Source organism: Microcoleus sp. Pol11C2, from assembly GCF_036701505.1.
In the GTDB taxonomy this organism is placed as follows: domain Bacteria; phylum Cyanobacteriota; class Cyanobacteriia; order Cyanobacteriales; family Microcoleaceae; genus Microcoleus.
The window spans coordinates 17,392-33,014 of sequence record NZ_JAUBQX010000052.1 but is presented as its reverse complement, the minus strand read 5'-3'; the positions used below and the strand labels follow the sequence as shown (position 1 = coordinate 33,014).

The following is a 15,623-nucleotide window of genomic DNA, read 5'->3' as shown; positions in this document are numbered from 1 at the left end:
TCCAACTCCAACTCCAACTCCAACTCCAACTCCAACTCCAACTCCAACTCCAACTCCAACTCCAACTCCAACTCCAACTCCAAATCCAACTCCAAATCCAACTCCAAATCCAACTCCTTCACCATCGCCAACCGATAGATTCCCATTAGATAGAGGGAGAGCGCTTTTTCCCGTTCGCAACCAACCCTTTAGTCGCGAACAGCGGCAGAACCAAAACAGAATATCGCGAGATATAGGAAAACCCGGAGAAAGGATGCCGCCCGAAAGAATGCACTCTCCCAGAGAACTGAGAAATTTCATCAATTCAAATATCAAAGATTCAGTTATTCAGTCAGCATTTCGCGGCGATATCGGCAGGAATTTGGAAACCGGCAAAATATCGGAAGCTTTGTCTCTGCTGGACAAATCTTTCAGCCAAGAATTCGGGGAATATTTAGGCATCAACATCAGCGACGAGTTGGTATCCCCAGAAGAAATTAAAAAAAAGTTAGCATCCGTGGGTGCACAAACCGACACAAAACCCAGCTTAATTTATCTGTTCTCGCAGCGGGAAAAATTAAACTTAGTGTTAATAAATTCTTGCGGTGAAGCGGTGCACAAAAGCGTGCCGTCAGCGAACCGGGAAGAACTGCTGAAAGTTGTAAATGAGTTCAGGGGTGAGATTACCAAACCGGGGGTGCGGGCTACTACGAGTTATCTACCATCTTCGCAACAGCTTTATAAGTGGATGATTGCGCCTTTAGAGGACAGTTTGAAAAACTGCGAAACGGATACTATTTCCTTTGTTGTCGATCGAGGTTTGAGAGGTATGCCCTTTGCTGCTTTGCACGACGGACAGCAATTTTTGGTGGAAAAGTACAATCTCAGCCTGATGCCCAGCATTAATTTAACAGATACTCGCTACGTCGATCTCAGAAATTCTCAAGTTTTAGCAATGGGGGCCTCGGAATTTTCCGAGTTGAATCCTTTGCCTGCAGTTCCTGCTGAAATAGCCGCTATTTCTAGAGAGTGGCCGGGAGTTAGTTTTCTAAATGAGGGTTTCACTTTGGATAATTTGAAGCGACAGCATCAAAGCCGACCTTTTGGGGTTATTCACTTAGCTACTCATGGCGAATTTCGACCTGGAACACCAAATAATTCTTTTATTCAGTTGTGGAATAGTCGGCTGCGACTGGATCAATTGCGGGATTTGAGATTGAATGATCCCCAGGTGAATATGTTAGTTTTAAGTGCTTGTCGGACTGCGGTGGGAGATGCACAAGCGGAGTTGGGTTTTGGGGGGTTGGCGCTGCAAGCGGGAGTGCAAACGGCTTTGGGAAGTTTATGGTACGTGAGTGATGAAGGTACTTTGGGATTGATGAGTGAGTTTTACCAGCAGTTGAAGACGGCGCGAATTAAGGGGGCGGCGCTGCGACAAGCGCAAATTGCGATGTTGCGGGGAGATGTGCGTTTGGAGGGCGGTAGATTGCGGGGTTTGAGTCGGGGTGAGGGGGTGGAGTTGCCGACTTCGCTGCAAGGGTTTGCGGATTTGAAGTTGTCGCATCCTTATTATTGGTCGGCTTTTGTGATGATTGGGAGTCCTTGGTGATTGGTGATTAGTGATTAGTGATTTGTTATTGGTTGGATATCAATGATTTTTCGGGAAAAGTCGATCGCCCGCAAGCAAGTTCCGAGTGCGATCGTCCTTTTCACTATTTTTGATGCCGAGTCCACCACCACACGATGGCTTGACGGGGTGAGAATGCCTCTTCAGGGCAGGGCTGTTTCATTCTCTTGTAGGGGCTGCCCCCCGTGGCAGCCCCTATGTCTCAAACACCTGTGAAGTCGTCTGTGGGGAGGTAGACATTCTTGGCACTACAAGAGTCAAAATCCCAATTTTCCTAAGAATGAAACAGCCCTGCCCCAGAAGGGTGTCGCTGTAAGGGATAGACGATTTTCAAGTTCTGAACGAGTTAAAGTATTACTTAAAAAATACAATTTATATTGTATGTATGTTGAGAATTAAAAATAATTCTAGTCTCAATATCAAGGAAAATGGAACTTATGAAGTTTGGAAAGGTGAACGAGCAGTCCAAGTAAGATTGGTGACTTTTTCAGATTTATAGATCGGCACATAATTTAGATTGGTGACTAATTTACCTGAATCAGGAAACCTGGGATATAGTAAGGAAGAAACCCGATAATCTTATCAAAGACGATGGCAAATTGAGTAGCTAGGAATATTTCTGAAAAAGCACTTAAAGTTGTCTCGTTTAATCACTAATCATACCAAGGGGATTCGGAGACCAATCTATGCTTCTTTGATTTATTAGTCGCTTTTTTAATTAGTGAATTTTTATCTGTAATCGGTGATAAGCTGCTAGATAAATTACGCTATTTACAGGTTTTTATGGGTAAAAAAAATTAGCTATGTTCACTGATTTAAGGAACTCATTTTTAATGGCTAAAATCAGCGGTTTACAAAATTAGTTTATCTATTTTTATGCTCCGATCAAGGGGCAGTCAACACTTCTGGTAAAAATGCAAGATTAAAAGTTTTTCAACCTTTAATCTTGCATTTTTACTTTCACTATTTTTTATTGCTCGATCGGCTTAGGCTTCTTAACCGGCTTAGGAAGAGGTTCCTTCGGGACAGGCGGTGGTGCTGCTGCTGCGGACTTGATGGTAGGACGCCCTACAGGAGCACCGTCACCGCTGGGCCTAGGAGTAAACGGACGCTTCCCTCCTCCTTTGAAGCCACCGGGCGGCTTGCTGCCAGGGGGGAATTTCCGCTTTTTAATCGGCAGGGCACCAATATTATTAGCCTGCTCAATCATCAGACTGTCAGCTTTCAATTTGACGTGGAAATCCCAAAAAAATCCGATCGCCTTTGTTCCTAAATCTCCCTTGAGTTTCAGTTTAAAAAACTTCATCTTGTCGTCATTCTTGCGGGGAGCTTGCTTGATTTTGACGATGACATACTTTTCTTGGTCTTGGGATTGATAAATCACCTCACCTCTAATCGAAAAATAGCCATCTTCAACATCAGGTTCCGAGGGAGGCAAAGATGTGGTCGATGCTTCGTCCCCCTCCTCAATCTCCGCTGCTTCCTGATTTTCCTCATCAGAGGACGGTTCGGGAGGTTTCTTGAGCGTTTCCGGCTCCCAAACCCCCATAATCTGGGCGTGCAAGTTGCCGTCTTCTTGCCTGGTGCGGGGATAGACCACCCACAGGTGTTCTTGTTCCAGATCCAGGTGATTTTTGACTAAACTCATGACTCTACCCAGCAAAACGGCGTCAATGGCAGTTCCGTCGGCAGCTATCAGCATACCCCGGGTGAATTGCTCTTCTGATTGCGTGTAGCGGCCCCGCACCAAACCAACAGCTCGGTACTGTCTGGGTTCGCTGGGGGGGGGAATGGGATGTTGGCGCATGACCGAGGGTATGTCCTCATCGACCGGACTTTCGTTAGCGGAAGGCTCCCCCTTGGCGGGCGGTGCGACTGCTAGGGCTGGAGTATCGCTGACAGGTGCCGAAGACGCTGTAGGCGCCGGGGGTGCAGGAGCATTGCTGGGCTGGTCTTGTGGCTTTGTTTTGTCCTTGTCGGGGGCAGAACTGTAGCGTGGTCGTTGCAGCTTATCCTTGGACGCTGGGGCGTCTGTTGGCGTTGCCGGTTGATTTTGGTCAACAGGTGCAGCCGACGCCGAAGGTACCGAACTTTCGTCTGGTGTCTCAGGAATGGAATCTGTATCTTTAGGCGGATTGACGGCCTGTTCGCTGGGCTGAGCCTTGCGAGTAGAAGTAGATTTGGACGATTTGGAAGACCGGTTGGGAGAGGGGTTCATAAAAACTCCTTGCAGCGGAGACACATCCCTTAAGGGAAATTAGGAATAAACTGAAGAAACTGCTTTAAAAACTACTAGCACCAGACTTGGGGCTTGCGCCCGGAGGTCTGGTTGTGACCCGTCAACGCCAACTTTCAACGCTACGAGTGCCGATCGGTTCGCTGGCTGCTAAAATCCTTGCGAGCAAGGACTTTGGGAGTTGCTGACCGATCGATCCTGCGATCGCGCTGAGCTGGAGTTGCTGGCTAATAGCATTTAGGATATTCAGCTTGCCTATTTTACTTAATCCAATTACCTAACGGCCTGATCCGCCATATTTTCGGTAATTTTTAGCTTGACCAGACTAAATTGGACAGACACCGCAGTCCTTGGGGCTGCGGGTCTGAGTGTCCAAAATTGTTTAGCTAGCATGGAGTTGTGGGTCTGTTACCATATTAGCTGCAAGTAAAAGGCTGCTTTGTCCGTTCGGACTTTGAAGTTAAGAACTTTTATGGTTGCATGGATCTAGTTAAATGGCAGACGCCCCCGGGCGATGCGTTAATTCTTAGAAAATAGTAGATTTTAAGCTGGGATAGTTGAATTATGGAAAAAGCAAATAAGCGTCGTGGGTTGATTACTGTGGTGGTGGTGCTGTCGCTCATCGCTTTTTTGGGATTTTCTCTGGTTCCCATTTTGGACAGTATTCTCAAGGCCAGCCAAGCCCAAAGTACGTCAACTCCAACACCTACTCAGACGGCGCAGTCAGGGGAGAAGCAATCAGAGTTGCTGCAAGCTCAGGCTAGGGGATACGAATTGGTTTTGCAGCGGGAACCTGACAACGTAACGGCTTTGCGGGGATTGTTGCAAGTGCGACTGGAGTTGATCGGGCAAGGAGTGGGGGACATTAAGGATGCGATCGCTCCTTTGGAAAAGTTGGCTTCGCTGAATCCTGAGACTACTGAATACGGGATTTTGCTGGCTCAGGCTAAGGAACGCACGGGCGATCGCGAAGGGGCTGCTCAAGCTTACAGGTCAATTTTAGCGTCTAAGCCTGGGGAAATTAAGGCTTTGCAGGGGTTGGTGAATTTGCTGCTGGTGCAGCAGCGGCCGGAAGCTGCGATCGGACTGCTGCAAGATACGCTGAAGGCGGCTCCGGCTGCAAATCTGGCGAAACCCGAAAGTGTTGATGTAACTTCAGTGCAGTTGATTTTGGGACAGGTTTATGCTGTGCAGAAGCGCTACGAGGAGGCGATCGCAATTTACGACGAATCTGCTAAGGCTAATCCCAAAGATTTTCGCCCCACTTTAGGAAAGGCGATCGTGCTGAAGGAACAGGGCAAAACAGATGAGTCAAAAACGCTGTTCGATCGAGCTACTGAGTTAGCTCCTCCTAACTATAAAGACCAAATTAATCAGTTAGCTAGTGGCACTCCTTCGCCTTCTCCTGCGGCTACGACGACTCCCGAACCGGCTGCTTCTCCTAGTCCAGAAGGTGCGCTACCGAAACCCTAAGGAAAGTTTTAAGTGAAAGAGTTTTGAGTTGTCAGTTAAAAAGTATTAAGTTTTTAACTTAATACTTTAAACTCAACACTACTCGCTTTATTCCTAATTACGCAGGACTTAGGAAAAGAAACCCGGTTTCTACGATAAGGTTGAACGACGACAGATACAGGTCGAAACCGGGTTTCTAAGCCCTAGCGCCCAGCGTCCTATTACCGACTACCAATTACTAATTACCAATTATTTAAGACCTCGGAGAGAATTATGACTACTAGCGTAAAAGTAAGTTATTAAAATCAAACCATGCTTTGGCTGCGTTGGTGGGACGAGGAAGGTAATTTGCTGTTGATTGGCGATGAAAGAGCTCAATTAGAGAGATTGCGAGGGGAACAACAGCGGGAAAGGGCCGAGAGTGCAGAACAGGCACGACAAGCTGAATTTCAGGCAAGAAGGGATGCAATTCCCCGGTTGTTGGGAATGGGTTTGAGTGCCGAACAAGTGGCGGAGGCGTTATGTTTATCCGTGGAGGAAGTGACGGAGAATGCTGGAGAGTGAGATAGTGAGAGAGAATTGGGGAAAAGGGCGATCGGTCTTGAATTGAACTGGTGAAGATGCGATCGCTCCTACCAACTGCATTAAACTAAACAGAATACCAAAAGTTATCTATGAACTTCCTGAAGATGAATTATCCAAGATATCTAGTAAACTAAGCTGTACATTTTGGCTGTGAGACGATTTTTTATTTTCCATTTCTTTACCAAAGTATCTGTCTCGTAGTTCTGTATGCCGTGCTAGGAAACGTTCTAATTCTAGCCGAGACCACCAATCTATCTCAATACCTCTGTTACGAGCAACACCTTCTAGCTTGTCATAAAGTGTACTATCAATAACACCGCTGGTCATCACACAGAATCCACCCGCTCCATATTGATCTACTGGATCGGCAACTTGAACCTTGCTTCCCGCCAGCGAACTACCATCTCTAATCAGCTTACACTGTACAATCCATTTTACAGGCGGTTGACCCGCGCGCCCTGTTGTGTGAAATACTATATCTCTACCACCATCGCGGGAGCGAGATTTTCCCATTTTTAAGATTTTACTGGGCTGATAGCGGTAATTAACAACATCATAACAAAGCTCCTCAAACTGATTGTCATCAAGTTTATCCCAGGGACAGGCGATATCGGTAGTTCGTCCAATGAGTGTCCTTAGACTCTCAGATAGCTTGGAAATTGATTCAAGATATTTTTCTACTACTTCTTGCTTAACATTGCTCAATATACTGACAAATAATACATACTGCGCCATCATATCTTGTACTATCAAGACATCGCCTTCTATAGATAGTAAAATTTTTTTAATTTGGGTGCGATTTTGTGCTGTATTAAAATCCCACCGTATCGTTGTTATATCTATACCTAGCTTCATAATTTTTTCGCACATATTATCTCTAATTTTGTGGCACTCAGGACTTTCAAACCACATATATTCTGCACATTTCTGAGCTTGATATACGTCTGACTCTGGAAAAATTATCAAATTTTTATTTTGAAAAGCTATGGGTGGGCAATTCAATAATGACAAATACTCTGCTGCTTCTAGATCGGGAACTTCATTTTTGAAACCACCATATCGCTTCAGCAATTCTTTTATATCTACACCTAGCGGAACAATCCAAGATTTTTGAGAAACATAAAAGTCGTAACCTATCTCATTACTAAGAAAAGATCGCCAAAAATAATGAATTTGTTCAGGATATTTACTATGTAGGTCTATAAAATATTCTGGGTCACAAGAATAATGATAGGAATCTTCTTGTCCTGTTACACACTGTCCCAGATACAGATCGCCAAGTTCAGGAAATCTCAGTATACGGTTTTCTAAATTATCACGAAACTCCTCGTACTCATTGTATAAATCATCCACGGGATAGTCATCATCTAAATCTAAAGCACATAAAGGAAAAAGCCACAATAGCTGTTGTGCTAATCCCGCTATATTGTTTGGTTGAAATACAAAATAAATTGGCTCTGTCTCGCCATAAATTTCTTCAACATAAATGTTGTCACAAAAATTGGCTATATTTTCTCCGATGAATAAAGCACGGTAACAAACTTGTGCTTTAGCTAAGAATGATTGGAGATACCCAGAACCTGGAATCTCTAAAACAATATTTCCTTTAGCGTTCTCAAGAATATGACATAAATCATCACAAGAGTATTGGCTAAGTTCGGATGCGTTCAGTTTAATGCTAATTTCTTGGCTCATTTATTTAGCTTTATAATTAGGCAACTACATTCGTGGATTCTTAAATAGCAAGTTATCTCAATCATTGAAGAGTGAGATAACTACCATAGCACACTAACTTAATACTTCCGCTCCTGCGGCTCAAACATCGTAATCGCCACCGGCATATAAGCCAAATCAATCCCCGCAGGCGAATAATACGCCATTGTATGCTTCAAGAAATTGCTGTCATCGCGCTCAGTAAAATCTTCCCGCGAATGAGCTCCCCGACTTTCCTGCCGGTTCAAAGCCGAAGTTAAAATCATTTTCCCGACAATTATCAAACTCCGCAACTCCAAAGCTTCCACAATTTCCGTATTCCACAACTTGCCTTTATCGTCTAAGTAAACCTCCTCATATTGTCGCTCTAAATCCTCCAATTTCTTTAAACCTTCCTGCATCAATTCGGCGCTACGAAATACGCCACAATACTCAGTCATAGTATCTTGATACTGCTGCCGCACTTGATTGATTCGGTATTTTCCGGGACGTTCTAAAAGTGCCTGAATTTGCTCTTGTGCTTCCGTAATATAACGCTGTTCGTCTACGGCAGGTAACTTGCGATTTTGTACAAATTGTGCTATAGTTGCGCCCGTAACTTTGCCGTAAACTACGCATTCCAACAGCGAATTACTGCCCAAACGGTTCGCGCCGTGAACGGACACGCAAGCTGCTTCGCCGGCTGCAAAGAAACCGTCTACCAAACTGTCAGGACTGCTGCGAACTTGCCCGCTAACATTAGTAGGAATTCCCCCCATTGAATAGTGAACGGTAGGGCGCACGGGCATCGGCTGATTTACGGCATCAATTCCTAACAAACGGTGGGCTTCTTCCCAAGCAAAAGGAATTTTGCTCATAATTTTTTCGCGTCCCATGTGCCGCAAATCGAGGTAGATAAAGGGGCCGCCGGCACTACCATCAACATTAATTCCTCGGCCGGCGCGAATTTCTATGGAAATTGACCGCGAGGTGATATCTCTGGGTGCTAATTCCATCCGCGACGGGGCATAATTGGCCATAAATCGATCGCCCTCTGAATTAATCAAATAAGCGCCTTCGCCCCGCACCGCCTCGGAAATCAACACTCCCACGGGATACAAACCAGTCGGGTGAAACTGCACGAATTCCATATCTTCCAGCGGCAATCCAGCTAAAGCCGTCATCGCCAAACCGTCTCCCGTCGAGGCGTAATCGTTCGACGTGGTATTGTAAACTCGGCCGTAACCCCCCGTAGCAAACATCACCGCCTTAGCACGGACAACCTCAATTTGACCGTCTAAAAGGCGGTACATAACTACCCCCTTGGCTTGGCCTTCTTCCAAAATCAGGCGGGTGACATACCACTCCTGATAGATGTGAACTCCGTAACGGCGCAGATTGTTGACTAATTCGTGGAGGATGGCGTGACCGGTTTTGTCCGCGGCGTAGCAGGTGCGGCGGTGGGAATGTCCGCCGAAAGCGCGCTGGGCAATTCTGCCGTCTGGGAGGCGGGAAAAGAGGACTCCCATGTGTTCTAAATCTATGACTACACCGGGGGCTTCGCGGGTGAGGATTTCTACCGCGTCTTGGTCGGCTAAATAGTCTGAACCTTTTACTGTGTCGAAGGCGTGGGCTTTCCAACTGTCTTCGGGATCGACATTTTGGAGGCTGGAGGCCATCCCACCTTGGGCTGCGACGGAGTGCGATCGAATCGGGTGAGTTTTGGCGACGACAGCTACCTTTAAACTGGGGTCAGTCCGAGCAATTTCTACTGCGGCGCGGCAACCTGCTAAACCGCCGCCTACAATGATTACGTCGTGTTCTAGCATTTTTTTTAATTATTTTGAGTGTTCTGCTCAACTTATCGTGACGCAAAAAAAAACTTCCTACCAAAAGAGCAGGAAGTTTTTTAACTTTTGATTTAAATGGAAAATCAAAAGTTAAAATTTCAAATTGGACTAGCCGGCGCTTTCGGCAGGATTCTGAAGCGACTGATTTCCCGTTGCAGAAGGTTGAGGTTCCGTACCGGGTTCTACAGCAAGCACTTCAATGTTATTTAACAGAGTTGTAACGAAAGCAAACAGCAAGAAGGGCAGAGACAGCACTAAAATCAAGCCGACGGTAGCCAAGGCGAAGATTTGGCGGGCGCTACTCCACAAGGCGAGTGCCGACGCTAGACTTAGGAAGATGACTATCAGCCAAACAATGATTTGACCGTAAATGTCGCCAAAGGTGAGCGTACATCTAAGGCGATAGTTTTGGATGTTATTCATTTGATGCCTCGCGAGATTGCTATTACGACTTGTCCAAAAATACTTTGACAGTGCGTCAATGCCCACTGTAAATTTCTAAGTTTAGCTGCCGCAACTTGGTTTTGGGGTTGTTGTAAACATTCTTTAATAAGTTGCGACAACACTTTCTATATCTTTGCTTCAGACTGGGCAATTCTTCCGAAACAGTTGGCGATCGCATTCCGAAGCCTAGAAACCGGGTTTTTTAGGGTTTTGGCGGGCTGACTAGAAGTAAACGGGCCGAAAAAACCAACGTGATTACCAGCGGTGCGTCCTGGATTACCAAACCAACGCATCAGGGGAAAGTCTACTTTTTGAGGGAGCCCTGCCTTGGTAAAGTAATGTTAAGCTGCGTGGGAATGGAATCAACCTTTATAGCGTCGCACCTGTCTTTTCGCCCATGTCTTCAGAGACCAAATTGCTGATTTCGCGCTGTTTCCTGGCTGGTTTGGGAACGCAGACGTTTGTGTACCGCGAAGACCGGATTCCCCAAGAGAGTCCGGTGCTGGTGGTGAGCAATCACCGCAGTTTCTTAGACCCTGTGCTGCTGACAGCGGCTTTGGGTCGATCGATCCGCTTTGCTTGTCATCATTACATGGGTCAAGTTCCGCTAATGAGGGAAGTTGTCACGACTTTCGGCGCTTTCCCCTTGGAAGCACCGGAGCACCGACAGCAGCATTTTTTCTCTCAAGCGACAGCGCTGCTGCAAGGCGGGGAGATGGTGGGGGTGTTTCCAGAGGGTGCAGAACCGATGGTGAAGGTGACTGGGCCCAATACTGTGGGGAAGTTTCAGCGGGGATTTGCTCATTTGGCTTTGCGGGCGCCGGTGCGGGATTTGGCGGTTTTGCCGGTGGCGATTAGTTCTTTTGAGGAACACTCGGTACGATCGGGTGTACCCCTCAAGTTGTTGAGTTTGTTTGATCCTTCGGAACCGCTGTTCGATCGCTCAGGGTGGCATCCTGTGATAATTTATCAGCGAGTTAATGTTTTAATCGGCCAGCCTTACTGGATTACTGCCGAGAGACAGCAGCAATATCAAGGCAAAAAAGCCAAAGCAGTTGTGGCTGAACTCACAGACCACTGTCAGGGCGAAATTGCAGAATTACTCCAACGAGGTTGTTTGTAAGTTTGTAAGTTTGTTGACTGTTGGCTGTTGACTGTTGACTATTGGCTGGTGTCAGATTTCCAATCTAAAATCTAAAATCTAAAATCGATTGACTTGAATCATGGCAAATGCTAACAACAAGGTTCGTTTCCTAACCCCCAAACCCCCGAAACCCGATCGCCCTTTATTTGTATTTTTGCCCGGTATGGACGGGGGCGGTTTGCTGCTGCGCTCCCAAATTCCTAAATTAGCCAATCATTTCGACATTCGTTGCTTAACTTTACCTGCGGACGATACGCCTAGTTGGGATGTACTGGTTGGGGAAACAATTGCCTTAATTGAAGCCGAAAAGCAAGCCGGAAAGCCGAAGCGGCCGGTTTATCTGTGCGGCGAGTCATTTGGGGGGTGTTTAGCGATGAAAGTGATGTTAGAAGCTCCCCAATTGTGCGATCGATTAATCTTAGTCAATCCAGCTTCTTCGTTTCGACAGCAGCCTTGGGTGCAGTGGGGCTCGTACCTGACTCAGTGGCTGCCGGCCAACCTTTATCCACTCTCGGTAATCGGTTTATTGCCGATATTAGCATCATTAGGAAAGATTGGGCGCGACGATCGCCGCGCTTTGCTAGAAGCGATGCAAGCAGTACCGCAAAACACGTCTGTGTGGAGATTGGCGTTAGTGCGATCGTTTAATGTTGACGAAAATCAGTTGCGTGGCATCAAACAGCCGACGCTAGTAATTGCTAGCGGTGCCGATCGGCTGCTGCCTTCCCTAGTAGAAGCGAAGCTTTTAGTAAAGGTAATTCCCAATGCTGAAATGGTGCTGCTGGCTAACAGCGGTCATGCTTGTTTGTTAGAAACAGATGTTAATCTTTACGGGATCATGCAAGCTCGCAATTTTTTGACAAAATCCGAAGAAAATCTGTCCTTAGTCAATAGTCATTAGTCATTAGTCATTAGCTATGACTTTTCACTTCTGAGTCAGTCAGGGCAAAATTAGAAATTGGGCGAGGGGTAAAGTTTATATTACAATTAACCCGCCCTGACACTTATTAGTAAGTGTCCGAAGACCAGCCACTAAAGACTAATAACTAATGACTACTGACTAATTAAGATTTAGCCATTTTTGAGCGTTAAGCCGCTGGACGACGCCAAACACCATGAGGTCTAGTGTTACCTTGCGCTCATCTATCAAAAAAGGCTCTAAAGTGCTAGTTTTGGTATTATTTTCAGCGCAGGAAAACGCCCTTTGACTTTGAATATTTTCTTGAGGAAAATATAGGTTAAATTGGCGCTGACCTTCTTGGAATTTCCCAATTACCTGCCAGCAATCCCCGGCGGAACTCATACCCGCAACTGGGAGTTTTTGCTTTGCCAAACTCACTTCTAAATCCTTAACGCCCTGCTTAGTCAAAGCAGTTTGCAAAGCGGGCAAATAATCTTGTTGAATAAATTCCGCAAAGGGCTTGTCTTCAACAGCAGGTGCTTTTTCCTTTTTAGCTTTAGCTGGGGGCTTGTCGCCGTCGGCCTTGGCTGCGGGCTTTTTAGCGGCCGCCTGGGGCTTGTCAGTGCTGGGTAAGTCGCTTGTCTCGGGTTCGTCGGAACTCGGGGCGTTCTCGATCGAAGCACTGGGAGTTTCCGATTCGCCAGCGGTAGGATTTTTCGGTTCTTTCTTGGCTGCGGGCTTTTTAGCAGTCGGCTGAGGCTTGTCAGTGCTGGGAAAGTCGCTTGTCTCGGGTTCGTCGGAACTCGGGGCGTTCTCGATCGAAGCACTGGGAGTTTCCGATTCTCCAGCGGTAGGGTTTTGCGGTTCTTCTGGCATTAACGCTTCCTTTTAAAAGTGATCGGTAAAAGGAGTTGTGAGTGGAGGTGGGGGCGATCGACTTTTGCGCTCGCACACACTTTTTATCGAAAACCCACCGAGAGAGAATTGCTTCTTCCAAAAAATTTGAACTCAAAACACTCTCAGAGGGCGATCGCTTGCCAATATCACAACTCCTTTGGTTATTCTAAATCTCAGCGACAGCTCGTTCAATCAAACGGCGGGCGAGAGTTTGAACACCAGTGTGTTCGTAGTAGTTGGTAGTCATGTCGAGGAATGCGCCCACGTAGTCCACCTTGTCTGCAGAAATGTCTACAAAAGTCTGCAAGTGGCCGAGTACGTTTTGAGGAGTCAAACCTCGATCGCTCACAAAAGAGCTCATCCAGCCAGAAACTGAGTTAAAGCTTTCGCCGATAAAGCCTAGTTGGCCTGCGGGAGAACCCCCAGGAATCATGCCGCCGATCGACTTAAAGGCCGAATTATCTTGCAAATCGCTGGGGGAGAGTCTCTGAATCCAAGACTGAGTGGCCATGATAAAGTCTGGACCCAGGGGAATCAAACCGTCAAAACAAACCAAAGCAGCCATCCGCATCAGGGATTCGCCGCCGTAGTCACCCAAGGATGCGGCAAAATCGCCAATGCTGTCGCCAGGAATACCGTTGATTTGGCAAAAAGCCAGCAACTCAGTAACTAACTTCAAAGAAAGGTCGATCGTTTGAGCTTTTTCAGCCTTGGGAGTGATATTGCCGAGGAACGATAAAAACGAGACATTTTCCGCAACCTTATTAGCGAGGGCGGCACTGCCCAAAGCCTTGTCGGCGTTGTCAATAGTTTGGTAGAGCCAGAGAGCGCGCTGGTAGCCCTCAGATTTATCGTTGTAGAGGTAGATGGCGCGCTCGCCGATTTGCTGGATCAGTTCTTCGTCAGTTTCGCCAGTAACGGTGCGAATGGTATTTTCAAAGCCAACTAAATTGTTCCACTCACCGGGAACCACAAAGTCAAGCGCTCGGAGGGCTTTGACAGTCATGTTGTCTTGAGGCAGTTGATCGACTAATTCAAAGACTGTTTTGCTCACAAAAAACTCCTTTTGCTGGAACGAAAATCAAAGATATTACTTTTGGCAGATGGCAAAAACTTCACACTCTCTTTGTGACCAACTTAGTTTTGATAGCGCCAGACTGGAGTCGGGCGCGGAGTGTGACAAAAGAGATTGCTACTTGAGGCGGGCGAGCCCGCCCAGGTTAAATTTTGACAGCCAAGCTTCGCGATCGCTCGCAGTAAAAGAGGGATTGCGGGATTGAACTTTCACCTGATAGCGATTTGCCACTAAAACAGCAGTGATATTAGCACCCTGATTAACAGCGGGATAGCCGCTGATTTGCTTGGTACTTTGCTTAAATTTTGCACCTGCGCTGGGGTTGCCGGCGATGTCGTTAATCGAGAGCACCGCGACATTTTTACCGTCTTTGTTCAACTTAGCTTCAGCAAAACCAGATTTTTCTTGAGCAAAAACGCGATCGAATCCGCCGCCAGAAGACGGGAAGTATTTATTTAACTTACCGCCTGCAACTGCCTTCTTGGGCAGGTTTTGATTACTAGCACTTGATTTATCAGCAGTTGTCTGCTGTGCTTTACCAGATTTTTGGGTGCTTTCCTGCTGAGCTTTGTCCCAGCGTGATGGGGCTTGGGTTTGACCGCAGGCGGTCACTAACAGCAGTACCGAGATCAGGAATGGAGCTAAGATGCGGCGTGCGGGGAAAAATTGCATCGCTGTCTCCTCATTAGTAGGTTTCCATAACAATTGTGGCTTAGAATTTGGCAATTTGTGTGCTCTGAGCGGATGATTTGTCTTCTTGGCAAAAAAATCCTCTGCCTGCAGGCAGAGGATTTTTTTGCACTTACGAGTTTTGAAGGCAGAAAACTGAAAGATTGCTCCACAGATAAATTCTGGGGATGGGGGTAAAGAAACTAAGTTTTCTAATAGCCAGCAATCTCAAAACAATTTTTGCTAATTTTCCCTAGATTTATCTAGAAATTTCACAGCAATTGTTCCTCAATCCTCTTACTTCGGCTTTCCAACTTAGGTCTTACTTTAGGGGTAAGGATCAGGCGTCGCTTTCAATATAGATAAACAACAAACCCATTACCACAACTGGCATCAGCCAGGTAATTAGCGGAATCAAAATCCAAGGCAAGAAAGAAGCAGCGTAGGAACCTGTCATATCAAATTCTCCAAACTAAAGTTAGTGTGTTCCAACAGGGATATTTGGGAGTGAAGCCTAATTGTTGACTAAACCCCGGAAAATGGCATCGATGCCGTTAAAGTTTTCGAGTAAGAAGTAGGCAACAAAGACGCCGCCCATCCCGCCAATGAAGAAACCACCGGTAAACTGGCTCCACCCCTCAGCATTTCTGAGGGCATCGGGGGTCATGGGATTAGCGCTAGGGTAGCTGGTGTTGTCTTGTTTGAAAGAGACTAAACCGTAAGCAGACATACCTAGTGTGCCAAGCAGAACTAAGACGAGGGCTGTATATAATCCGCCGAGATTAGCTGCTTCTGGATAATCCCGCAGGGGCCCGAAGACGATTTGGGGGCCGACGAGGAAATAACCGTGTGCCAAACCAACTTCCAGACCTCGAATTAGGGGCGAGAGTCCTTTGCGGTAGGCAGGCAGGTTGCCGATGAATGCTTTTGTGAAATCAGAAGCACTGATGGGGGTGGCTAGATGACCCGTGAAGGGGTCGCCGTTAAAGGGTTTAATAAGCTCTGCATCTCTGGGATCGGCCATATTCTGTTTGTCCTCGCAGTTTAAAAAGTTGAGGCGTTCAAGTCATAT

General features: G+C 46.5%; 13 protein-coding genes and 1 pseudogene. 5 read left to right on the top strand and 9 right to left on the bottom strand.

The features are described from left to right. Positions 1-253 precede the first annotated feature (253 nt). Complete coding sequence (locus tag QUA42_RS22790) at positions 254-1,588, top strand: CHAT domain-containing protein (protein WP_333140303.1); 1,335 nt, start codon at positions 254-256, stop codon at positions 1,586-1,588. Between the two features lie 988 nt (positions 1,589-2,576). On the opposite strand, the gene QUA42_RS22785 is transcribed toward QUA42_RS22790, so the two are convergent. Beyond that, on the bottom strand, positions 2,577-3,824 hold the full coding sequence (locus QUA42_RS22785; protein ID WP_333140302.1) for a hypothetical protein: 1,248 nt from the start codon (positions 3,822-3,824) through the stop codon (positions 2,577-2,579). Between the two features lie 582 nt (positions 3,825-4,406). Between QUA42_RS22785 and QUA42_RS22780 the strand changes: the two genes are divergently transcribed. After that, entirely contained in the window at positions 4,407-5,315 is a 909-nt protein-coding gene (locus QUA42_RS22780; protein WP_333074708.1) for a tetratricopeptide repeat protein, read from the top strand. A gap of 282 nt (positions 5,316-5,597) precedes the next feature. After that, positions 5,598-5,858 (top strand): annotated as a pseudogene (locus QUA42_RS22775) (Uma2 family endonuclease); the annotation flags it as partial. Between the two features lie 108 nt (positions 5,859-5,966). Here QUA42_RS22775 and QUA42_RS22770 read toward each other — a convergent pair. The 3 genes from QUA42_RS22770 to QUA42_RS22760 all read right to left on the bottom strand — a co-directional run bounded on the left by QUA42_RS22770 (position 5,967) and on the right by QUA42_RS22760 (position 9,844). After that, positions 5,967-7,574, bottom strand: coding sequence for a hypothetical protein (locus QUA42_RS22770; RefSeq protein ID WP_333140300.1), 1,608 nt, complete (start codon positions 7,572-7,574; stop codon positions 5,967-5,969). Positions 7,575-7,672: 98 nt separating this feature from the next. Continuing rightward, positions 7,673-9,400 (bottom strand): succinate dehydrogenase/fumarate reductase flavoprotein subunit, encoded by a 1,728-nt coding sequence (locus QUA42_RS22765; RefSeq protein ID WP_333140298.1) that lies wholly within the window; start codon positions 9,398-9,400, stop codon positions 7,673-7,675. 129 nt (positions 9,401-9,529) lie between these two features. Continuing rightward, positions 9,530-9,844, bottom strand: coding sequence for a hypothetical protein (locus QUA42_RS22760; protein ID WP_190741078.1), 315 nt, complete (start codon positions 9,842-9,844; stop codon positions 9,530-9,532). Positions 9,845-10,262: 418 nt separating this feature from the next. Between QUA42_RS22760 and QUA42_RS22755 the strand changes: the two genes are divergently transcribed. Then, positions 10,263-10,988: a lysophospholipid acyltransferase family protein gene (locus QUA42_RS22755; protein ID WP_333140296.1), complete on the top strand. Its 726-nt coding sequence runs from the start codon at positions 10,263-10,265 to the stop codon at positions 10,986-10,988. Positions 10,989-11,088: 100 nt separating this feature from the next. Then, the gene (locus QUA42_RS22750; protein ID WP_006633214.1) at positions 11,089-11,910 is read left to right on the top strand and encodes an alpha/beta fold hydrolase; all 822 of its coding nucleotides are present in this window, start codon (positions 11,089-11,091) and stop codon (positions 11,908-11,910) included. A 159-nt stretch (positions 11,911-12,069) separates the two neighbouring features. Here the strand turns inward: QUA42_RS22750 and QUA42_RS22745 are convergent, their stop codons facing one another. The 5 genes from QUA42_RS22745 to QUA42_RS22725 all read right to left on the bottom strand — a co-directional run bounded on the left by QUA42_RS22745 (position 12,070) and on the right by QUA42_RS22725 (position 15,575). Beyond that, positions 12,070-12,786: a DUF2996 domain-containing protein gene (locus tag QUA42_RS22745; protein ID WP_333140292.1), complete on the bottom strand. Its 717-nt coding sequence runs from the start codon at positions 12,784-12,786 to the stop codon at positions 12,070-12,072. 187 nt (positions 12,787-12,973) lie between these two features. Next, positions 12,974-13,861, bottom strand: coding sequence for a hypothetical protein (locus QUA42_RS22740; RefSeq protein ID WP_333140290.1), 888 nt, complete (start codon positions 13,859-13,861; stop codon positions 12,974-12,976). Positions 13,862-13,999: 138 nt separating this feature from the next. Further along, a complete protein-coding gene (locus tag QUA42_RS22735; RefSeq protein ID WP_333140288.1) occupies positions 14,000-14,554 on the bottom strand; it encodes a hypothetical protein in 555 nt (184 codons plus the stop codon). A 337-nt stretch (positions 14,555-14,891) separates the two neighbouring features. Further along, on the bottom strand, positions 14,892-15,008 hold the full coding sequence (locus QUA42_RS22730) for a photosystem I reaction center subunit VIII (RefSeq protein WP_293127047.1): 117 nt from the start codon (positions 15,006-15,008) through the stop codon (positions 14,892-14,894). Positions 15,009-15,065: 57 nt separating this feature from the next. Further along, positions 15,066-15,575: a photosystem I reaction center protein subunit XI gene (locus QUA42_RS22725; protein WP_333062462.1), complete on the bottom strand. Its 510-nt coding sequence runs from the start codon at positions 15,573-15,575 to the stop codon at positions 15,066-15,068. Between the last annotated feature and the right edge of the window lie 48 nt (positions 15,576-15,623).